Here is a 20,805-nt window from a genome sequence, read left to right as displayed (position 1 = left end):
GTTTCTCCCCTCCGAAAGACTATTTTGCCGGATCGATCCAGCCATTGGGTGGTCCGAACCCGGCCATGGCGACCGCCGGGCCCCACGTTTTCGGCTCGTAAAGATGCGGCGGGGTGGCGTCGCCAAGCACCGGCCCGACGATGCGCCAGGCAAGTTCGGCCGCGTCCTGGCGGGTGAACAGCTGGCCGTTGCCGTTCATGGCGTCGCCGATCAGCCGTTCATAGGGCGGCATGTCGCTCTTGCTGCTATCCAGCGCTGTCAGTTCGACCTGTTCACCAATCATGTCGTCGCCGGGCGCCTTGCGCTGCGCGCCGATGGCGATCATCACCTGCGGGTCGATGCGGAAGCGGACATAGTTCTGGTCGGCGGGCTTGATCGGATCGAAGACGTCCAGCGGCGGCCGCTTCAACCGCACCACCACTTCGGTGACGTGCACCGGCATGTTCTTGCCGGCGCGGATGAAGAACGGCACGTCCTGCCACCGCCATGTGTCGACGAAGAAACGCACCGCCGCGAAGGTCTCGACCGGCGAATTCGGCGCGACGCCGGGTTCCTGGAGGTAGCCCTTGAACTGGCCGCGCACGACATCGTCCTTGGTCAGCGTGCGGATCGCCCGGAGCACCTGCACCTTCTCGTCGATCAGGTCGTCGGCGGAGCGGCCGACCGGCGGCTCCATGGCGAGCAGCAGGAGGATGTTGAGCAGGTGGTTCTCGATGACGTCGCGGATACAGCCGACCTCGTCATAGAAGCGGCCGCGTCCCTCGACGCCGAAATCCTCGGCCATGGTGATCTGCACGCTTTCGACGAAGTTGCGGTTCCAGATCGGCTCGAGGAAGGAATTGGCGAAGCGGAAATAGAGCAGGTTCTGGATCGCCTCCTTGCCGAGATAATGGTCGATGCGGAAGATCGACTGTTCGTCGAACACCAGATGCAGGACGCGGTTCAGCCAGCGCGCCGATTGCAAATCGTGGCCGAAGGGCTTTTCCACCATCAGACGCGCGCCGTGCGCCGTGCCCGATTGCTCCAGCCCCTGGACGACCATCTCGAACATGTTCGGCGGCACCGCCATGTAGTGCAGCGGCCGCTGCGCGGTCCCGAGCGCGCTCTTCAGCTTCTCGAACGTGCCGGGATCCTTGTAGTCGCCACTGACGTAGCGAAGCAGGGAAGCGAGCTTGGCGAAGACCTTCTCGTCGATACCGCCAAGCGCATTGACGATGCCGTCGCGGGCGCGGGCCTGCAACTGCTTCACGTCCCACGGGTCGAAGGCAACGCCGATCACCGGCTCGGTGAGGGTTCCCTTGGCGACCATGGCGTACAGCGCGGGGAAGATCTTCTTGTGGGCGAGATCGCCGGTCGCTCCAAAGAGCACCAGCGTGTCGGAACGTTCCTGGCTCATGAGCGTGTCTCCCTGTCCGCCGTCACGAGCCGGCCTTGGGCTTTTCGAGATGGCCGCCGAAGGCGTAGCGCATGGCCGAGAGCAGCTTGTCGGCGAATTCGGATTCGCCCTGCGAGGAGAACCTGTCGAACAGGGCCGAGGACAGCACCGGAGCCGGCACGCCGGTGTCGATCGCCGCCTTCAGCGTCCAGCGTCCTTCGCCGGAATCCGAGACCCGGCCGCCGAAATTCGCCAGCGACGGATCGGATTTGAGCGCGCCGGCCGTCAGATCGAGCAGCCAGGAGCCGATGACGCTGCCATGCCGCCAGACTTCGGCCACCTGGGGAAGGTCGATATCGAACTGGTAGTATTCCGGGTTCTGCAGCGGACTGGTCTCGGCATCCGCTTCGCGCTTCACCTTGCCGGAATTGCCGGCCTTGAGGATGTTCATGCCCTCGGCATAGGCCGCCATGACACCGTATTCGATGCCGTTGTGGATCATCTTGACGAAGTGGCCGGCGCCGCTCGGACCGCAATGCAGGTAGCCGAAGGGGGCCGTGCCGGCGGCCTTGTCGGGAGCGGGCGCGCCAGCATCGGCGCCCGGCGCCAGCGTGGCGAAGATCGAATCGAGATGCTGGACCGCGCCGTCCGGTCCGCCGATCATCAGGCAATAACCGCGATCGAGGCCCCAGACGCCGCCGCTGGTGCCGACATCGACATAGTTCAGACCTTTCGACTGGAGCTTCGCGGCCCGGTCGACATCGTCATGATAGTAGGAATTGCCGCCGTCGATGATGATGTCGCCGGGCTCCATCAACCCGGCCGCCTGATCGACAACCTTGCCGGTGATCGCGGCCGGCAGCATCAGCCAGAGGCAGCGCGGCTTGGCGAGCTTGCCGATGAATTCCTCCATCGAAGCCGCGCCGGACGCACCATCCTTGACCAGCGCGGCGACGCTGGCGGTGTTGATGTCGTAGACGACGCATTCGTGGCCGGCACGCATCAGGCGCCGAACCATGTTGGCGCCCATCCTGCCAAGTCCCATCATTCCGATCTGCATGTTCTCGTCCTGGTTTCTTGAGGGAGGATCTAAGGATGTCCTAGGGATTCTGGTCTTCGATAACGACGGAGAAGTCGACATTCTCCCAACAGCCGGCATCGAGCCAGTGAAAAGTGAAGGCGAGGGTTGTTCCGGACGGCGTCGAGGCTACCGGCAGGTCCGCCAGATGGATGCCGAAGGCATTCCCGGCCGTGTTGCTGTCGGTCGAGGTCGCCCAGCCATCGATGCTCCAGTGGATCACGGCCCGGGCCGGCAGTTCGATGCGCAGCAGCTTGCCGGATGGGATCGTGCGCAGCTTGTTGTTGAACCGCCACGTCCGTAGCGGTGACACGGTCTTGTCCTCGATGTAGCGCTTCACGCCTTGCGGCGGCATGTCGAAGACGGCGCCGTCGCGCAGCGAGCGCAAGAGCTTGATATGCTCGGAATGCGCCCATACCAGCGGCATGGCGCTGCCCGTCGGTCCGCCCAATCGCAATTCACGCTCCGGCATGTCGGGGCCATCCCAGCTCTGTTCCGGCAGCAGGCCGCCGGGCTCAGCTGAAGCCTCCAGCGTCTTGAGCAGGCTTTCCGCCCTGGCCTTGTTGCCCGCAGCCAGTTCGTAGTGAGCGCGTTCGCCGGCCAGCAGCGGCCAAGGCCGGCCCTTGCCGGTTCCGTCGAAAGGGGCGCCGTCCTCATGTTCGCCATAGCCGTCATCGGTATAACGGTACCAGAGCGGCCCTTGCGGCAGGTCGCGGCGCAACCGCGCATCGATGACCTTGACGGTATCGATGATGCGCGGATCGTCGGCGGCCCTCAGGCCAAAGCGGACGAGCGCCAGCGCGTCCGGGCTGACGATGGCTTCGGCCGGCCGGTCGGCGTCGCCGGGCGGCCGGTTCTTGATCGGCACAAAGCCGTCCTTCGGCGAGGCGGCGTCGGCCGTGTCGGGCGGTGCGATGCGGACATAATAGCCGGAGACGCCGACTTCGGCACAGAGGGCAGTGCCGGTCACGTAGGTCCAGCGCTCGATTTGGTCGTTCCAGCTGTCGGCGGTTTCACGCAGATAGTTTGCCGGCTCTGATTTGCCGCACACGTCGAACATGTCGGCTGCGGCAAGGAGCGCGGCGATCTCGACAGCCAGTGCGAAAGGGCTGTAGCCGGCATCCTCTTCCCAGCGGTCTTCACCCGTTACGGGACCGTTCTTGACGATGTAGGACGCCGCGTTCTCGATCATCGGCATGAAGGTGAGCAATTTGGCTCGAGGCAGATGGCCGGCGCGGCGCAGCGCGTCGGCGAGCAGCAACGGGAAGGCGCATTCATCCATCTGGATGCCCGGCCAGTAGGCGGTTCCGTCCAGCCAGACATTTTGCGGCCAATGGCCGTCGGCCTCCTGGATGGTGCGAAGATAGGCGAGGATCTGCAGCGCTTCGTCGAGGTCGCCCGCGGCCATGAAGCCACCAGCGGTTTCGACCAGATCGCGCGGCCAGACCAGATGGTAGCCGCCGAGATCGTCGTCGCCCTTGTTGAAGCCCCAGGGAATCGACAGGCTGGCGACGGTCGCGCCGGGTTTTGCCGATGACCGGTGCGTCGCCAGGACCGCGGTGCTGACGCGGTAGGCATTGATTCCCGATGCCGCGTGCCGGTCGAGCGGCAGCAGGCTTTTCTGCCATTTGCGCCACTGTTCGACATAGGATTTCGCCACAGCTGGAAAGCCCCGCTTCAAGCTGGCCAGGGCATTGTCGGCGGCGTCCTCGGGCGTCGCGCCAAAACCCAAAGCCAGCACGGCCTTGGTCTTCCCTGCGGAAAAGCCGATCTCGCCGGTCAGCGCCACATTGCCGTCTTCGGCCCGTGGCGAAGCCGGATCGAGCCGGCCCGCATGCTGGAGTTGCTGCCAGCCGTCGGAGACACCGACATAGCCCGCCGAGCATTCCCCCCAGGGCAAGGAGGAAGCAAGCGCCAGGCACGTACCGCGCCCCGATGCGAACAGCATCGGCTGGCCCTTGTGCTCGGCGACCCAGGCCGTGTTGCCCATGCCGGCATTGACCAAATGGGGCGCCAGCAGCGCGTAGACGCGGTAGTCGCCGGCGTCGCCCTTGAGCGGCGTGAACTCGATCTCCTGCAGCAGCACGGGGCGCGCCGGGTCGGTGAGGATGCGCTTTTCGATCCGGTAGTTGCCATCGGCAGCGGTGTTGACCAGCCTGTAGGCGGGGACGCCGTCCTCGAAGGGTTCGATCTTGTGCTCGGCGTCGCGTTTTTCTTCGGAGAAATATCCGCCGGGGCCGGTCACAAGCAGCCCCATGTCGCGGGTGCAGGCGCTGTCGACGCGCGGATAGTAGATCTCGTTGAGGATGCCATGGCTGATCGTGAACCAGACACGGCCGGCCGGCGAAAACGCCGTTCCGACGCCGCTCTTGGCGCTTGACGTCCAACGCGCCGGAATTCCCGGGGCGCCCAGAGCAACGGTTGGCGTTTCTGCCATCTTGATTTCGGTCTCCTGCGCCATCCCTAGACCAGTACGCGAAGTCTTTTCAATCGTCGCACCGCAAGTTGATCGTCAAACTGTCGCCGATCGCAGTTGACAAGCGTGATCATCTGCATTTGTCTGACAATAGATAAAAAACAGGGACGCAACCGCATCAGCCACCAAAAAAGTCAGCCACCAACAAACTCATGGGAGGAGTATGACATGAAGAAACTATTCGTCTTGGGCGCCCTTGCCGCCATGCTCGCATCAGGCACCGCATTCGCGGATACCAGCGGCAAGAAGATCGCCTTCTCAAATAACTATGCAGGCAATTCCTGGCGGCAGGCCATGCTCGACAGCTATGCGATCGTCACCAAGAAGGCGGTTGCCGACAAGATCGTCGCGGCCGCCGACATCTTCACGACGGCCGACAAGGAAGTGCCGACCCAGGCAGCCCAGGTCCAGAACCTCATCCTGCAGGGCTATGACGCGATCGTCATCAATGCCGCTTCACCGGATGCGCTCAACGGCGCCATCAAGCAGGCCTGCGCCGCCGGCATCGTCGTGGTTTCCTTTGACGGTACCGTGACCGAACCCTGCGCCTATCGCGTCGTCGTCGACTTCAAGGACATGGGCAAGCAGGAAGTCGAGCAGATGGCCAAGTTCCAGCCCAAGGGCGGCAATCTGCTGGAAATCCGCGGCCTGGCCGGCACCTCGATCGACGATGCCATCCATGCCGGAATCCTGGAAGGCATCGCGGCTCATCCCGAGTTCAAGATCGTTGGTTCGGTCACCGGCGACTGGGACCAGACCACGGCCCAGAAGGCCGTTGCGACGATCCTGCCTTCGCTGCCGGATGTCGTTGGAATCGTCGATCAGGGTGGCGACGGCTATGGCGCGGCACAGGCTTTCGCCGCCGCCGGCAAGCCACGCCCGACGATCATCATGGGCAATCGCCAGGACGAATTGCAGTGGTGGAAGGAACAGAAGGACAAGGATGGCTACAAGACCTGGTCGGCTTCCATCGCACCGGGCGTATCGTCGCTTGCCTTCTGGGTGGCGCAACAGGTCCTCGACGGCCGCACCGACATTCCGCACGACCTGCTGGTGCCGTATCTCGCCTTCACCCAGGACGATTTCGAGGCCGAGCTGCCCAAGATCGTGAAGGGCGGCGTGGCCAGCCATGAATACACGCAAGCTGACGCGATGGCGGCCATTAAATCCAACATCAAGTGAGCCTGGGGCGACCGTTGCCGTCCGCATAGCCAACCGGATACCGTTGAGCATGACTGAAACACGGGCCGGGAGCAGTGCGGACATCATCAGACTGGGCAGCGCCGCCAAGCATTTCGGCGCTGTCCGCGCGCTTGACGGCGTCGACTTCAGCGTTCGTTCCGGCGAGTGTGTTGGTCTCGTCGGCCACAATGGTGCCGGCAAGTCGACGCTGATGCATATGGTGGCGGGCACGTTATTGCCCGACAGCGGCCAGATTGCGGTGCGCGGCGGCATGGAGCAAAACTACTCCGTGCCTCGCGCGCAGAAGCTCGGCATACGCTGCGTCTTCCAGGAATTGTCGCTGTGTCCCAACCTCAGCGTCGCGGAGAATACGCGCATCAACCATCCCTCGTTGCGCGGCTTTGGCTGGCGGCGCAAGGCGGCCGATCTGATCACCGCCAAGCTGGACGAGATCTTTCCCGGCCACACCATTTCCGCGGCCGACATAGCCGGAGACCTTTCGATCGGCCGGCGCCAGATGGTGGAGGTGGCACGGGCCTTCACCGTCACGCACGATCCGCTCGAACTGGTCATCCTCGACGAGCCGACGTCGTCGCTCGATGCGCATACGGCGGGGCAGTTGCTGGCTTTCGTCCGGCGCTTCGTCGCCAGCGGACGCAGCTGCATCCTGATCTCGCATCTGCTGGGCGAGGTGCTCGGCAATGCCGACCGCATCGTGGTGATGCGCGACGGCAAGATCGTGGCCGCCGCCGCGGCTGATGCCTTCGATCGCGACAAGCTCGTGACGGCAATGGGCGGAGCCGAGGCCCGCAAGCAGGCCGAGATTGCGGCCGGCCGGCCGGAGACCGTTGTGCTCAGGGTCAAGGCCCGGCCGGCCCGCCAGGAGGACGGCAAGGAGCTTGTGGCGTATGCGGGCCAGATCATCGGCCTCGCCGGGCTGGCGGGCCACGGCCAGACGGACCTGCTGCTGGCGATCTTCTCGGCCGCGTCACGCGCCCGGCCCGGCGTCGAGGTCACCGCACCCGTGGCGCTGGTGGCCGGAGACCGCCAGTCGGATGGCATCTTCCCGCAATGGTCGATCGCCGAGAACATCGGCATCCGCTCATTGGCACGCCTGCGCAACGGGCTGTTGATCTCGCCGCAACGCGAGGCTGAACTTGCCTGGTTCTGGCAAAAGAAGATCGGCATCCGCACGCCGGACATGAACAACAATATCTTCTCGCTTTCGGGCGGCAATCAGCAAAAGGCGTTGTTTGCCCGCGCCCTCGGCTCGGACGCACAGATCGTGCTGATGGACGATCCGATGCGCGGCGTCGATATCGGCACCAAGCTTGAGGTCTATGATCTGGTGCGTGAAGAGGCCAGCCACGGCCGCACCTTCCTCTGGTACACCACGGAAACCGAGGAGCTCGACAATTGCGACCACATCTATGTCTTCAAGAACGGCCGGATCGTTGCCAATCTGCGTCGCGACGAACTGACTGAAGAGAAGATCATTCAGTCTTCCTTCGGATGCGGCCTGAGATGACGACTGCCAGCCTCGACACCACGGCCAGGAATTCCGCCGAGCGTGGCGCGCTGGCTCGCGCCCGCCTGCTGCGCGGGCTGCTGCCGGCATTGTCGCTGGCGATTGTGCTCATCGCCATCGCCTGGCTTAATCCGCGCGCCATCAGCTATTTCGGCTTCAGCCTGATGCTGAACCTGGCGATCCCGATCGCGCTGGCGACGATCGCGCAGATGTTCGTCATCACCGGCAACGAACTCGACCTGTCGATAGGCACCTTTGTCGGTTTCGTCGGCTGCGTCACCGCGACATGGCTGAAGGATGCGCCGCTTGTCGGCGTCGCCATCCTGCTCGGGTCGATCGGCGTCTATGCGCTGCTCGGCGCGCTGATTCATTTGCGCAACCTGCCTTCGATCGTGGTGACGTTGGGCATGAGCTTCGTCTGGCAGGGGCTTGCCATTCTCGTCCTGCCGAAACCTGGCGGCAAGGCGCCGGACTGGCTGCTAGCGATCATGGCATTCAAACCGCCTCTCGTCCCGTTCCCAATCATCGCCGCGCTGCTGATCGGCCTCATCGTCCATTTCGGCCTCATGCGCACCTCCTATGGTGTCATCCTGCGCGGCTCCGGCGGCAATCCGGCCGCACTCGGGCGCGCCGGCTGGTCGCTGCTCAAGACCAAGATCGTGCTGTTCGCTCTGGCCGGCGTCTTCGGCGTGCTGTCCGGCATGGCACTGATAGGCATCACCACCTCGGCCGATGCCAATATCGGCAATGGCTATACGCTGCTGGCCATTGCCGGTGTCATCCTGGGCGGCGGTGAATTCGTTGGCGGCCGGGTGTCGCCGATCGGCGCGGTGATCGGCGCGCTGACGCTGGCATTGGCAGCCTCGCCGCTGCTCACCTTCATGCACATCCCGCCCGACTGGCAGGTGGCCGCCAACGGCGCCATCCTGATCATCGTGCTGGCGGCGCGGGTGCTGATCAGTCGCAGGGAGAGGTGAGCAATGGCGTTGGTGAGATCGCTGATTGCCAAACCCTGGATCTGGTCGTTCCTCGGCGCGCTGCTGGTGTGGCTGGCGACGATTGCCTTCACCGGCGGCTATGGCGCGGGCGGCATGATCACGGCAGCACTTTCGCTTGCTGTGTTCACCGTCATTGTCGGTATCGGGCAGATGTTCGTCATCACGCTCGGCCCAGGCAATGTCGACCTGTCGTTGCCGGCCAATATCGGCCTCGCCAGCGCCGTCGCCATGAAGGTGATGGACGGCAACGACTCGATGATCGTGGTAGGGCTACTGGCGGCGCTTGCCTGTGGCGCGGCCATAGGCGCCGTGAACTATCTGCTGATCTGGGCGCTGCGTATTCCGCCGATCATCGCCACGCTGTCTGCCAGCTTCATCATCCAGTCGATCGACATCAGCTATGGGCGCGGCCTGCAGATCAAGCCGCCGCCCGGCTTCGCCGATTTCGCCAACTGGCAGGTTCTGGGCATCCCGGTGCTGGCGATCCTCACCGTGCTGTTCACCATCGGTGCGGCGATCGCGCTGCAGCGCATGATCTATGGTCGCTCGGTGCTGGCGATCGGCCAGAACATCCGCGCCGCATGGCTCGCTGGCGTCAATGTCGGCCGCATCCGCTTCCTCACCTACACGCTGTCGGGAGCGCTCGGCGGTATCGACGGCGCGCTGCTCGCCGGCTATTTCCGTGGCGCCAATGTCGATATCGGCAATGAATATCTGCTGGCCTCGATCGCCGTTGTCGTCATCGGCGGCACGTCGGTCGCCGGCGGCAAGGCCAATGTCCCAGGCGTCTGGGGCGCGGCGCTATTCCTGGTGCTGCTGCTGACCATGCTCAACACGTTCGGCGTCAGTGCCGGCGTTCGGCTGTTGCTGACAGGGCTGATCATCGTCGGGGTGATCACGGCGGCGGGTGGGCAGAAGGCAGTCCGGTAACTTTCACCGTTCCGTTCCCACTTGGCGCAGATGCCGGGCAAGCATCAATCGCAATTCCTCCAGCACCCCGTCGCGCAATCTTTTTTCGCCGACCAGCGCCAGCGGGATGCGCATCAACTGCGGCACGATGACGGCCAGACGTTCGGCCTGGCCTGCCGGCAGCGGCGGTTCGGCGCGCGCGAACAGGGCGGCGATCTGGGTCCGCCGTCTCGCGCGCATTGCGCGCCGCCAGCCATCGTCACCGGGAAGGTCGAGGAGCGCCGAATAGGCAGGATGCGCAGCGAGGAAGGCGCCGAGCACATCGAACAGTGCATCGGCGATCGCCGCCGGCGCGAGGCCTTTGGCGCGTTCCTGCAAGGCGTCGAGTTGGGTGGACAGGCTTTCCGCATGCTCGGCCAGAATGGCCTCGGCCAACGCCTCCTTGGTCGGGAAGAACAGATAGAGCGTGCCGATCGCTGCCCCGGCGCGCGCGGCGATCTCGGTCATTGTCGTGGCGTCGAAACCCTTCTCGACGAACAACTGCGCTGCGCTCGCCATCAGGGCCGCGACCCGCTGGCGCCCTCTTTTCTGCTGCGGTGCACGCGGATTTGACACCGAGGCTCTTGCTTTTTCCGAGGTCATCCTCATATTTCCAAACCTGAGACTATCCTCATATATAGCGTTGGCGACGACCACGCCAACACCTTCGAGAGCTTCCACCATGAATGCCGCCGCATCCGATCGCCCACAGAGCCACAAATGGATGGTTCTGAGCAACACCACGCTTGGCATGCTGGCCGCCGCCATCAACGGCTCGATCCTGCTGATCAGCTTGCCAGCGGTGTTTCGAGGCATCGGCCTCAAGGCGCTCGACCCCGGCAACATCAACTACCTGCTCTGGGCGATCATCGGCTACATGATCGCCACGGCGGTGCTCGTCGTCGCCTTCGGGCGGCTCGGCGACCAGTTCGGCCGGGCCAGGATGTACAATCTCGGCTTCGCCATATTCACCGCGGCCTCGATCGCGCTCAGTCTGCTGCCCGGGCAGGGCGACTTCGCCGCGATGTACCTGATATCGGTGCGCATCATCCAGGGCATTGGCGGCGCGCTGATCATGGCCAACTCCACTGCGCTGTTGACCGACGCCTTTCCGGAAAACGAACGCGGCTTCGCGCTGGGCATCAATGTGGTGGCGGCCATCGGCGGTCAGTTCATCGGCCTGCTCATCGGCGGCCTGCTCGCCGATACCGACTGGCGGCTGGTGTTCTGGATCAACGTGCCGTTCGGCTTGGTCGGCACGGTCTGGGCGTATCTGAAGCTGCATGACGCGCCGAACCGCTCCACGCATACGATCGACTGGCTGGGCAATATCAGCTTCGGGCTTGGCCTCGTGCTGATCCTCACCGCCATCACCTACGGCCTGCAGCCCTATGGCGACCAGGTCATGGCGTGGACCAGCCCCAAGGTGCTGACCCTGTTCGCCATCGGCTTCATCTCGCTGATCGCCTTCATCTTCATCGAGCAGCGCGTCGCCAAGCCGATGCTGGATCTCAAACTGTTCCGCATCCCCGGCTTCGCCTATGGCAACATCGCCAACCTCGCTTCGGGCATTGCGCGCGGCGGGCTGCAATTCATGCTCATCGTCTGGCTGCAGGGCATCTGGCTGCCGCTGCATGGCTATTCGTTCGAAGAGACGCCGCTGTGGTCGGCGATCTTCATGCTGCCGCTGACCATCGGCTTCCTGATCGCCGGGCCGGTGTCCGGCTACTTCTCGGATCGGGTCGGCGGCGTGCCCTTCGCGGTCGGTGGCATGGTCGTGGGGGCGGCCAGCTTCGTGGCGCTGATGGCGCTGCCGGCCGACTTTTCCTACACTGCCTTCGCAGCACTGCTGTTCCTCAATGGCCTTGGCTCCGGCCTGTTCGTGGCGCCGAATTCGACGCAGATCATGAACTCGGTGCCGGCGCGCGAACGTGGCCAGGCCTCGGGCATGCGCGCCACCACCACCAATGCCGGGCAGGTGCTGTCGATCGGCCTGTTCTTCAGCCTGATGATCGTCGGCCTCGCCGCGAGCCTGCCGCAAAGCATGGAGACCGGCCTGCTGGCGCAGCACGTGCCGCAAGCCATTGCCCATCAGATCGCCAACATGCCGCCGGTCGCCAGCCTGTTCGCCGCCTTCCTCGGCTACAATCCGATGGGGGAACTGATCCCGGCAGACGTCCTGCATGCGCTGCCGCAGCAGAGCATCGATACGCTGACCGGCCACGCCTTCTTCCCCGAACTGATGTCGGGACCGTTCAAGCATGGCCTCGTTTTCGCCTTCACCTTCTCGGCACTTCTTTATCTCGTCGCGGCTTTTGCCTCCTGGCGTGGCGGGCGCACTGTGGATGCCGCGATACCAGAACTGGTTGCGGCGGTGGCTGCCGTCCGGCGCTAATCATTGTGCCGAGCCAGTTCCCATCGGCGTCATGGCGCTGTAAATCCCGTTCGCGCGGCGGCTAGCCGCTCACCATTGCTGGGAGGTTTTGCTTGTCCGATTTCGTGAAGGTCAGCCGGGACGGCGATGTCGCCATCGTCACCATCGACAATCCGCCGGTCAACGCGCTGAGTTTTCATGTCCGCGAGCCGCTGCTGCAGGCGCTGGTCTCCCTGCGGGATGATCCATCGGTCGCGGCCATCGTCATCGCCTGTGCCGGCCGGACCTTTGTCGCCGGCGCCGACATCACGGAATTCGGCAAGCCTGTGCAACAGCCCGATCTGCGCGCGCTGATCGCAACGCTCGAGACCATCGCCAAGCCGACGGTCGCGGCCATCCATGGAACCGCGCTCGGTGGCGGCCTGGAGCTAGCGCTCGGATGCCATTTCCGCGTCGCTGATGCCGGCGCCAAGCTCGGCTTGCCCGAGGTGAAACTCGGCCTGTTGCCGGGCGGCGGCGGCACGGTGCGGCTGCCGCGTCTTGTCGGGGCGGTGAAGGCGCTCAGGATGATCGTCTCCGGTTCGCCGATCGGTGCCACCGAAGCGCATGCCGCCGGCCTGGTCGATGCCGTCTTTGAAGGCGACCTGACCGCGCATGCAGTAAACTTCGCCAGGGAAATAGCCCGCAAGGGTGGTCCCTACACGCCCGTGCGCGATCGCGATGATGGGCTCGAGGAAACCGACCTGGCGGCCTTCGACGCCGAGGCTGGGGCCCTCGCCAAGAAGGCGCGTGGCCTCGAGGCGCCGATCGCCTGTGCGCAAGCGGTGCGCAATGCCGTCACGATGCCTTTCGACGAAGCACTGGCGGCGGAGCGCGCGCTGTTCGTAAGACTCGTCGCCAGTGACCAGTCACGGGCGCAGCGCCATCTGTTCTTCGCCGAACGTGAGGCGGCCAAGACCTCGGCCAAGGACATCGTCAAGCGCAGGATCACCCGCGTCGGGATCATCGGCGCCGGCACGATGGGCGGTGGCATCGCCATGGCTTTCGCCAATGGCGGCTACCCCATCACCTTGCTGGAAACCAGCCAGGAGGCGCTGCAGCGCGGGCTCGGCACGATCGAGAAGAACTACGCCGTTTCCGTCACGCGCGGCTCCTTGACCGAAGACGCCAAGCGGCAGCGGCTCGCCCAGTTCAAAGGCTCCACCGACTATGCCGACCTCGCCGACTGCGACCTGATCGTCGAGGCTGTGTTCGAGGACATGGCGGTCAAGAAGGAGGTGTTCGGCAAGCTCGATGCCGTGGCCAAACCCGGTGCCATCCTTGCCACCAACACCTCCTATCTCGACATCAACGAAATCGCCGCCTCGATCTCGCGGCCGCAGGACGTGCTCGGCCTGCATTTCTTCTCGCCGGCCAATGTCATGAAGCTGCTGGAGATCGTGCGCGCCGACAAGACCGCGCCCGATGCGCTGGCCACCGTCGTCGATATGGCGCGGCGGATCGGCAAGGTGGCTGTCGTCGTCGGCGTCTGCCATGGCTTCGTCGGCAACCGCATGCTGGCCGCGCGTGGCTCGGAATCCGAAGCGCTGTTGCTGGAGGGCGCGACGCCCAGCCAGATCGATCAGGCGTTCACCGATTTCGGCTGGCCGATGGGTCCGTTCCAGATGGGCGATCTCGCCGGCCTCGACATTGGCTGGCGCAATCGCAAGGCGCGCGGCCTGACGGCTGTCATCGCCGACACGCTGTGCGAACAGGGCCGTTTTGGCCAGAAGACCGGCCGTGGCTTCTATCTCTACGAAGCCGACGCGCGCACGCCGATTGCCGATCCCGAGGTCGAGGCGCTGATCCGCACCAAAGCGGCCGAGAAGGGCATCGCGCCGCGTGCGATCAGCGCCGAGGAGATCATCGAGCGCACGCTCTATCCGATGATCAACGAGGGCGCGAAAATCCTGGAGGAAGGGATAGTGGCCCGCTCGTCCGACATCGATGTCGTCTGGGTCAACGGCTACGGCTTTCCCGTGGGCAAGGGCGGACCGATGTTCTGGGCCGGCCTGGAAGGTGCGGCCAAGATCATCGAGCGGCTCGAGTACTGGCATGACCGAACGGCCAAGGATGTCTTCAAGCCGGCTCCGCTGCTCAAGGCAATGGCCGAGACCGGTTCGTGGGAAGCCGGCGCCTCCATCTGAAAGGCCGGCCGGCACATTGTTCGCCGGCTACCTTATCCGCGCGTCGATGATCTCGACGAAGCGGGCGAAGAGGCCGGCCTGCGACTTGATCTTGAGCTTGCGGTAGATGTTGCGCCGGTGGACCTTCACGGTTCCCGGCACGATGCGCATGGCCCTGGCGATCGATTCCGTGGAATGGCCCTGCAGCACTAGGTCGACGACATGTTTTTCGCGCGGTGTCAGCGACAGGCTCTGCCAGATATGCGCGCGGTCGAACTCGTTGACCGGGGCAATCGCTTCGTCCTGCTTGGTTCCGGTAGGCTCATCTGTCGGAAGGCCCGGCCAGCGCAGCCTAGCCAGGCTGATCACCGCAGGCGCCATGTCGCGCAACAGCCTGGCATCGGCGGTTCCGAAGGTGCCTGACGCGCGCAACCGCATCAGGGAGATAACCAGCGCGTCTTTGTCCGGCAGCGGCACGAAGAAGCCGACCTCCTCGGCCAGCCTTGTCTGGCTGTAGTAGGAGCGAAAATATTCGCTGGCATAGAAGCGGTCCGGCGCCAGTTCGCGCATGCGCCAGAAACCTTCCTTTCGTTCGACCGCCGCATGGTGGAACGGGTCCAGAAGATACGGCCCTTCCTGGTAGAGCGCCACGAAGACGTGGCTTTCGGCTGGCGAGAAGGTCTCGAACAGCAGCGGCGGGCGTGCCGCACCGCGATAGCCGAAGATCACGCAATGGTCGAAGCTGACATGCTGCCTCAGCCAATCGACCATCGCCTTGCCGAAGAGATCGCCGCTCGTCTCCCGGGTCGCGGCGACAAGCGTGGCGAGCTGGTTGTATTCGTCGCTGCGGGACACGCTCAGCCATACCCCTTCAAACGATAATATAGATCAGATATACCACCCGCGAGGTATATACTAGCAGGTATTGGCTCTGGTAGCGTCTTGAAATTGCCCTGTCGCTGGAGCCCGCAGCCTTTGACCGCAGTGCCCGACATCGAGTTTCGCGGCGTCACCAAGCGCTATGGCGCGGTGACCGCGGTCAGCGGCATCGACCTTGCCGTGCCGCCCTCTGCCTTTGTCGCGCTGCTCGGGCCGTCCGGCTGCGGCAAGACCACATGCCTGCGCATGATCGGCGGCTTCGAGCAGCCGAGCGAAGGCCAGGTGTTGATCCGTGGACAGGACATGGCGGGCACGCCGCCGTACCGGCGGCCGGTCAACATGGTGTTCCAGCAATATGCGCTGTTTCCGCATCTGGATGTCGAGGACAACGTTGCCTATGGCCTGCGCCAGGCAAGGCCGAGGCTGTCGTCACGCGAGATCGGCACGCGGGCGGGCGAGGCGCTGGAAATGGTGCGGCTCGCCGGCTATGGCCGCCGCAAGATCCATGAACTGTCGGGCGGACAGCAGCAGCGTGTCGCGCTGGCGCGCGCCTTGGTCAACAAGCCGGCCGTGTTGCTGCTCGACGAGCCGCTTGCCGCGCTCGACAAGAAGCTGCGCACAGACATGCAGATCGAACTGCAGAATCTGCAGCGCGAGATCGGCATCACCTTTGTCCTCGTTACCCACGACCAGGAGGAAGCGCTGTCGATGAGCGATTTCGTCTGCGTCATGAATGGCGGGCGCATCGTCCAGCTCGGGCAACCCAGCGAGATCTATGACGAGCCGGCCGACCTGTTCGTCGCCGACTTCGTCGGCAAGACCAATTTGTTGAGCGGCACCGTCGCCGGGCATTCCGGCGACCTCGTTGAAGTGGCGCTGGCCGACGGCACCGTCATCGCGGCGCGCAAGCGGACAACCCTGCGCCAAGGCGAGGCCGTGTCGGTCAGCCTGCGTCCCGAAACACTCAGTCTCGGCGCGCCGACAGGCGGCCCGTTCAAGGGCGTCGTCCGCAACCGGATATTCCTGGGCTCGACGGCGGAATACGCCATCGAGGTCCAGGGTCTGGGGACGCTGCTCGCCAAGGCCGACCATGTGATCGGCCACGGAAATCTCTTCAAGCCGGGTGAACCCGTCGCCATCGGCTTTGCCAACGGGACGCCGCTGGCGTTTCCGGAGACCAAGAACAACGGGACCAACCAGAGGGTAAACAAACATGTCGAAATCATATCGTGATGGACTGCCGATAAGCCCCGAGAAGTTCGTCGACCAGCTGATGCGCCTCAAGCGCGGCTCGATCGGCCGCCGCGATTTTCTTGGCCTGACCGGCCTTGGAATTGCGACCGCAGTGATGGCGCGCGAGATCGGCATCATGCCGACGCCGGCCTTTGCCGCCGAAAGCCTCGGCGATCGCATGTCGATCGCCACCTGGCCGAACTACCATGACCCGCAGACCTTCGAGAACTTCAAGAAGGACACCGGCGTCGCCGTCGAGGTCAACGTGTTCGGCTCCAACGAGGAGATGCTGGCCAAGCTGCAGGCCGGTGCGTCGGGCTGGAGCCTGTTCGTGCCGACCAACTACACGATCTCGACCTACAAGAAGCTTGGGATCATCGAGCCGCTGGACATGGCGAAGCTGCCCAATTTCGACGGCACGCAGGAAGATCCGCGCTTCACCGCCGAAGGCACGATCGACAAGGTGACCTACGCTGTGCCGAAGAACTGGGGCACCACAGGGTTTGCCGTTAACACCAAGAAACTCGCCAAGCCGATGACGAGCTGGAAGGAGTTCTGGGACACGGCGATGGCCGAGGGCGATGGCCGCACCATGGTGCATGACTACCAGCTGACAACCATCGGCAATGCGCTGAAATATTACGGCTACTCGTTCAACTCGCTGAAGCAGGATGAACTGGCCAAGGCCGAGGCACTGCTGCTGAAGGTCAAGCCGCATCTGTTCGCGGTCTCGTCCGACTATCAGCCGGGAATGCGCGCGGGCGACGCCTGGATGACCATGTGCTGGACCAATGACGGCGCGCAGCTGCATCGCGACATCCCCGAGATCGCCTATGTGCTGGGCAAGGAAGGCGGCGAGATCTGGACCGATTTCTACGCCATTCCGAAGGACGCGCCGAACAAGCCGGCCGGCTATGCCTTGCTCAACTACCTGATGAACCCGCAGGTCGCGGTGAAGGAGCACCTGGCCAATGGCGCGCCCTCGACCGACGCGCGCGTCAACAAACTGCTGCCGAAGGAAGTGCTGGACAACCCGATCCTCTATCCGGCCGCCGACCTTTTGACGCCACTGGAATTCGGCGCGGCGGCAACGCTGACCGATCCTGGCCGTGCCGAACTGATGGCACGCTTCAAGTCGGCCTGAGGGTCAGCCTGACGCGGACAATTGACCGGCGGGCACGTGTCCGCCGGTATCGGGGCGGTTTCAATGCACGGCAACAAATTTCGTCATAATTTCCTGACCGCGCTGCTGCTTGCGCCGGCGACAGCGTGGCTGGTGGTGTTCCTGGTGCTGCCGTTCATCGCCATCGCCGTGTTCAGCGTCGGCGAACGGGCGCCGGAGGGCGGCTACCAGGCTGCCTTCACCTTCGCGCAATACGCCAACCTTCCGGCACGGGCGACAGCCTTCTGGAACACGATGCTGTTGGCGCCGGTCGGCGCGCTCGCCTGTCTGCTCGTCGCCTATCCGGTCGCCTATTACCTTGCGCTGCGCGCGCCTGCACGGTGGCGGCTGATCTTGCTTGCGCTCGTCGTGATTCCGTTCTGGACCAGCCTTTTGATGCGAACCTACGCCTGGATGTATGTGCTGGGCGGGCGCGGCATTCCGGCGCTGCTCGCCTATATCGGCTTCGAGGATGTCAGGCTGATCAACACGCCGGGCGCGGTCCTGCTCGGCATCGTCTATGGCTACCTGCCGCTGATGATCCTGCCGATCTATGTCAGCCTCGAGCGGCTCGACCGTCGGCTGCTGGAAGCCTCCGCCGATCTCGGCGCGACGCCGCTCTCCACATTCCTGGGCGTGACCTTAAAACTGTCGTTGCCGGGCGTGATGACCGGCTTCTCGCTGGTGATGATCCTGCTGCTTGGCGAATACCTGATCCCGACGCTGCTTGGCGGCGGCAAGGTGTTCTTCATCGGCAATGCGCTGGTTGACCTGTTCCTGCAGTCGCGCAACTGGCCGTTCGGATCGGCCATCGCCATCACGCTGGTTCTGGTCTCCGTGGTGGTGCTGATTGCCGCCAACCGTATCTCGACCCGGGTTTCGGGCGCCCGCCGGGTGGATCTGATCTGATGCGCGCCTTCGTCATTGCCGTCTTCGCCTTCCTCTATCTGCCGATCGCGCTTGTCGTGCTGTTCTCCTTCAACGCGGGGCACCATGCCAGCGAGTTCACCGGTTTTTCGGTGCAATGGTACGGCAAGGCGCTGTCGAACCCGTTCCTGGTCGAGGCGCTGAAGAACAGCCTGTTCATCGCCACCACCAGCGCCTTGCTGGCCGCGCTGTTCGGTACCGCCGCCGCACTCGGCCTGGCACGCGTCGGGGTGCGAACCCGCGCGGTGTTCGACGCACTGCTTGGGGCGGCGATCGTCGTTCCCGGCGTCGTCATCGGCATCTCGACGCTGGTCGCGCTCGTCCAGCTGTTCGCGGTCGTCAATCCGTTCCTCGCCTCGATCTGGCCGGGCGATCAGCCGCCCAGGCTGTCGCTTGGCTATGGCTCGATCATCGCGGCGCACGGCCTGTTCTCGATGGCGCTGGTCACGATGATCGTCGGCACGCGGCTCGGCAGCCTCGACCGCAATCTGGTCGAGGCTTCCAGCGATCTCTATGCCACGCCGCTGACGACGTTCCGCTCGATTGTCCTGCCGCAGATCATGCCGGCGGTGGTCGCCGGCTTCCTGCTCGCCTTCACTTTCTCCTTCGACGATTTCATCATCGCCTTCTTCGTCGCGGGCGCGCAGACGACGCTGCCGATCTATGTCTTCGCGTCGATCCGGCGTGGCGTGACGCCGGAAATCAACGCCATCGCGACCATCGTGCTGGTTGCCTCCGTCCTGCTCGTGGTGCTTGCCCAATGGCAGCTGCGCCAGCGCAAGCCATCAAACTGAAAGTCGCATCATGATCCTCAAAGACCGCATCGCCGTGGTGACAGGCGCCGGTTCCGGCATCGGACGTGCCGGCGCCATCATCATGGGCAAGGAAGGCGCGACGATCGTCATTGCCGACAGGGATGCCGCCGCCGGCGAAGCGACGGCTGGCGCCATCCGAACGGCCGGTGGCCAAGCCGAGGCCATCGCCACGGATGTCAACGAGGACGCGGCCGTCGAGCAGCTCATTGCCGGTACGATCCAGAAGCACGGGCGGATCGACATCCTGCACAACCATGCCGGCATCCAGGTCGGCGGCACGCTGACCGAGGTCGATGTCGACGGCATGGATGCGTCGTGGCGGGTCAATGTCCGCGCCCAGTTCCTGGCGGCCAGGATCGTCATGCCGTCGATGATCGCGCAGGGCGGCGGTGTCATCCTCAACACGGCTTCGAATTCGGGCGTGTTCTATGACCGCGAGATGATCGCCTACGCCACGTCCAAACATGCGGTGGTGGCGATGACCCGGCAGATGTCGCTCGACTATGCCAGGCACAATGTCCGCGTCAACGCGCTCTGCCCGGGCTGGGTCGATACGCCGTTCAATGAGCCGTTCATCGCCCAGATGGGCGGACGCGAGGCGATCGAGCGCTATGTCCGCACCAAGATTCCGATGGGGCGCTGGGCCAGCGCCGAGGAGATCGCCGAAGCAATCCTGTTCCTGGTCTCGGACCGCTCATCCTTCATGACCGGCCAGGCGCTGGTGATCGACGGCGGCGAAAGCATCGGCTGACGCCCGCGAACCGCGCATAGCCGCAAGAACGGCTCTTGGCGGGATCGGCGCCCTGCCTTTCATTTCACGCCGATGCCGGCGGTCAGTCCGCCGTCTATCTTGTAGTCGGCACCGGTGCAGAAGCCCGCCTTGGACGAGCACAGGAATGCAATGAGCTCGGCCACTTCCTCGGGCTCGCCGATGCGGCCGATCGGATGCGCTTCGCCAAAGCGCCTGTAGGCCGCTTCGACGTCGGCATCCGTGCCATGGTCACCGCGCGCCGCCCGCTCGAGGATGGGTGTGCGGATCGATCCCGGACTGACCGAATTCACGCGGATACCCTGGCGTGAGTAGTCGAGCGCCAGCGAGCGTGTCAGCGTGTGGATCGCGCCCTTGGTCGTGGCGTAGGCGGCGACGTTCTCCTGGCAGGCGTGGCCTTGCACGGAAGCCACGTTGATGATGGCGCCGCCGCCCCGCTTGATCATTTCGGGAATGCCGAAACGGGCCGTGAGGTAGATCGAGCCGACATTGACGGACATCGTCCGGTTCCAGGTCTCGAAATTCGTCGTCGTCGCCGTGCCATAGGGGTGCACGGCGGCCGAATTGACGATGATGTCCAACCCGCCGAAGCGCGCGACGCCGGCGGCGATCGCCTTGGCCACCTCATCCGGAACGGAGACGTCCGTCGTCATCACCAGGGCTGCGGCGCCCGAGTGATCGAGCTCGGCCTGCATGGCCGCGTTGGCGCTTTTGTCGATGCCGCAGGCAAGGATCGCCGCCCCGCCCGCCGCCAGACGCCGGGCGCTTGCCAGGCCGATGCCGGTCGTTCCCGTCACCAGGGCAACCTTGCCGTCGAAATCCTTCATTGCGAAGCTCCGATTTGACTCGCCATTGTTGTCCGACAATATGGCTCCTCGCAACCACTCAAGAGACAA

Annotated in this window: 17 protein-coding genes; 11 read left to right on the top strand and 6 right to left on the bottom strand. The window is 64.3% G+C overall.

Annotation, left to right across the window (positions count from 1 at the left end; translation table 11 throughout):
- Positions 1 to 19 precede the first annotated feature (19 nt).
- Genes zwf through ABVQ20_RS36230 form a run of 3 tightly spaced genes read right to left on the bottom strand, consistent with a single transcriptional unit; the run spans position 20 to position 4,890 of the window.
- Positions 20 to 1,396, bottom strand: coding sequence for a glucose-6-phosphate dehydrogenase (gene zwf, locus ABVQ20_RS36240; RefSeq protein WP_354464623.1), 1,377 nt, complete (start codon positions 1,394 to 1,396; stop codon positions 20 to 22).
- A gap of 22 nt (positions 1,397 to 1,418) precedes the next feature.
- Positions 1,419 to 2,435 carry a phosphogluconate dehydrogenase (NAD(+)-dependent, decarboxylating) gene (gnd, locus tag ABVQ20_RS36235; RefSeq protein WP_354464622.1) on the bottom strand — a complete coding sequence of 339 codons (1,017 nt, stop codon included), beginning with the start codon at positions 2,433 to 2,435 and terminating at the stop codon, positions 1,419 to 1,421.
- A gap of 40 nt (positions 2,436 to 2,475) precedes the next feature.
- The gene (locus ABVQ20_RS36230) at positions 2,476 to 4,890 is read right to left on the bottom strand and encodes a glucan 1,4-alpha-glucosidase (protein ID WP_354464621.1); all 2,415 of its coding nucleotides are present in this window, start codon (positions 4,888 to 4,890) and stop codon (positions 2,476 to 2,478) included.
- Between the two features lie 207 nt (positions 4,891 to 5,097).
- Between ABVQ20_RS36230 and ABVQ20_RS36225 the strand changes: the two genes are divergently transcribed.
- From ABVQ20_RS36225 to ABVQ20_RS36210, 4 genes are read left to right on the top strand one after another with little or no spacing between them, the layout of a single operon-like run.
- A complete protein-coding gene (locus ABVQ20_RS36225) occupies positions 5,098 to 6,111 on the top strand; it encodes a substrate-binding domain-containing protein (RefSeq protein WP_354464620.1) in 1,014 nt (337 codons plus the stop codon).
- 49 nt (positions 6,112 to 6,160) lie between these two features.
- Entirely contained in the window at positions 6,161 to 7,639 is a 1,479-nt protein-coding gene (locus tag ABVQ20_RS36220) for a sugar ABC transporter ATP-binding protein (protein WP_354464619.1), read from the top strand.
- Positions 7,636 to 8,616, top strand: coding sequence for an ABC transporter permease (locus tag ABVQ20_RS36215; protein WP_354464618.1), 981 nt, complete (start codon positions 7,636 to 7,638; stop codon positions 8,614 to 8,616). Before ABVQ20_RS36220 ends, ABVQ20_RS36215 begins: the two co-directional genes overlap by 4 nt.
- Positions 8,617 to 8,619: 3 nt before the next feature.
- On the top strand, positions 8,620 to 9,567 hold the full coding sequence (locus ABVQ20_RS36210; RefSeq protein WP_354464617.1) for an ABC transporter permease: 948 nt from the start codon (positions 8,620 to 8,622) through the stop codon (positions 9,565 to 9,567).
- A 3-nt stretch (positions 9,568 to 9,570) separates the two neighbouring features.
- Here ABVQ20_RS36210 and ABVQ20_RS36205 read toward each other — a convergent pair whose 3' ends face one another.
- Positions 9,571 to 10,188 (bottom strand): TetR/AcrR family transcriptional regulator, encoded by a 618-nt coding sequence (locus ABVQ20_RS36205; protein WP_354464616.1) that lies wholly within the window; start codon positions 10,186 to 10,188, stop codon positions 9,571 to 9,573.
- A gap of 79 nt (positions 10,189 to 10,267) precedes the next feature.
- On the opposite strand from ABVQ20_RS36205, the gene ABVQ20_RS36200 reads away from it, so the two are divergent.
- Both ABVQ20_RS36200 and ABVQ20_RS36195 read left to right on the top strand, forming a co-directional pair.
- A complete protein-coding gene (locus tag ABVQ20_RS36200) occupies positions 10,268 to 11,980 on the top strand; it encodes an MFS transporter (RefSeq protein ID WP_354464615.1) in 1,713 nt (570 codons plus the stop codon).
- A gap of 92 nt (positions 11,981 to 12,072) precedes the next feature.
- Positions 12,073 to 14,145, top strand: coding sequence for a 3-hydroxyacyl-CoA dehydrogenase NAD-binding domain-containing protein (locus ABVQ20_RS36195; protein WP_354464614.1), 2,073 nt, complete (start codon positions 12,073 to 12,075; stop codon positions 14,143 to 14,145).
- A gap of 27 nt (positions 14,146 to 14,172) precedes the next feature.
- On the opposite strand, the gene ABVQ20_RS36190 is transcribed toward ABVQ20_RS36195, so the two are convergent.
- Positions 14,173 to 14,979: a helix-turn-helix transcriptional regulator gene (locus ABVQ20_RS36190; RefSeq protein WP_354464613.1), complete on the bottom strand. Its 807-nt coding sequence runs from the start codon at positions 14,977 to 14,979 to the stop codon at positions 14,173 to 14,175.
- A gap of 120 nt (positions 14,980 to 15,099) precedes the next feature.
- On the opposite strand from ABVQ20_RS36190, the gene ABVQ20_RS36185 reads away from it, so the two are divergent.
- From ABVQ20_RS36185 to ABVQ20_RS36165, 5 genes are all read left to right on the top strand, one after another.
- The gene (locus ABVQ20_RS36185) at positions 15,100 to 16,236 is read left to right on the top strand and encodes an ABC transporter ATP-binding protein (protein ID WP_354464612.1); all 1,137 of its coding nucleotides are present in this window, start codon (positions 15,100 to 15,102) and stop codon (positions 16,234 to 16,236) included.
- Positions 16,217 to 17,380 (top strand): ABC transporter substrate-binding protein, encoded by a 1,164-nt coding sequence (locus tag ABVQ20_RS36180; protein ID WP_354464611.1) that lies wholly within the window; start codon positions 16,217 to 16,219, stop codon positions 17,378 to 17,380. Before ABVQ20_RS36185 ends, ABVQ20_RS36180 begins: the two co-directional genes overlap by 20 nt.
- 63 nt (positions 17,381 to 17,443) lie before the next feature.
- A complete protein-coding gene (locus tag ABVQ20_RS36175; protein WP_354464610.1) occupies positions 17,444 to 18,307 on the top strand; it encodes an ABC transporter permease in 864 nt (287 codons plus the stop codon).
- Positions 18,307 to 19,119 carry an ABC transporter permease gene (locus ABVQ20_RS36170; RefSeq protein WP_354464609.1) on the top strand — a complete coding sequence of 271 codons (813 nt, stop codon included), beginning with the start codon at positions 18,307 to 18,309 and terminating at the stop codon, positions 19,117 to 19,119. Before ABVQ20_RS36175 ends, ABVQ20_RS36170 begins: the two co-directional genes overlap by 1 nt.
- Positions 19,120 to 19,129: 10 nt before the next feature.
- Complete coding sequence (locus ABVQ20_RS36165; protein WP_354464608.1) at positions 19,130 to 19,891, top strand: SDR family NAD(P)-dependent oxidoreductase; 762 nt, start codon at positions 19,130 to 19,132, stop codon at positions 19,889 to 19,891.
- Between the two features lie 59 nt (positions 19,892 to 19,950).
- Here the strand turns inward: ABVQ20_RS36165 and ABVQ20_RS36160 are convergent, their stop codons facing one another.
- On the bottom strand, positions 19,951 to 20,736 hold the full coding sequence (locus tag ABVQ20_RS36160; RefSeq protein ID WP_354464607.1) for an SDR family NAD(P)-dependent oxidoreductase: 786 nt from the start codon (positions 20,734 to 20,736) through the stop codon (positions 19,951 to 19,953).
- Between the last annotated feature and the right edge of the window lie 69 nt (positions 20,737 to 20,805).

It is taken from the genome of Mesorhizobium shangrilense (assembly GCF_040537815.1).
In the GTDB taxonomy this organism is placed as follows: Bacteria; Pseudomonadota; Alphaproteobacteria; order Rhizobiales; family Rhizobiaceae; genus Mesorhizobium; species Mesorhizobium shangrilense.
The sequence above is the reverse complement of the archived record's forward strand: the minus strand, read 5'-3'. Positions and strand labels throughout refer to the sequence as shown.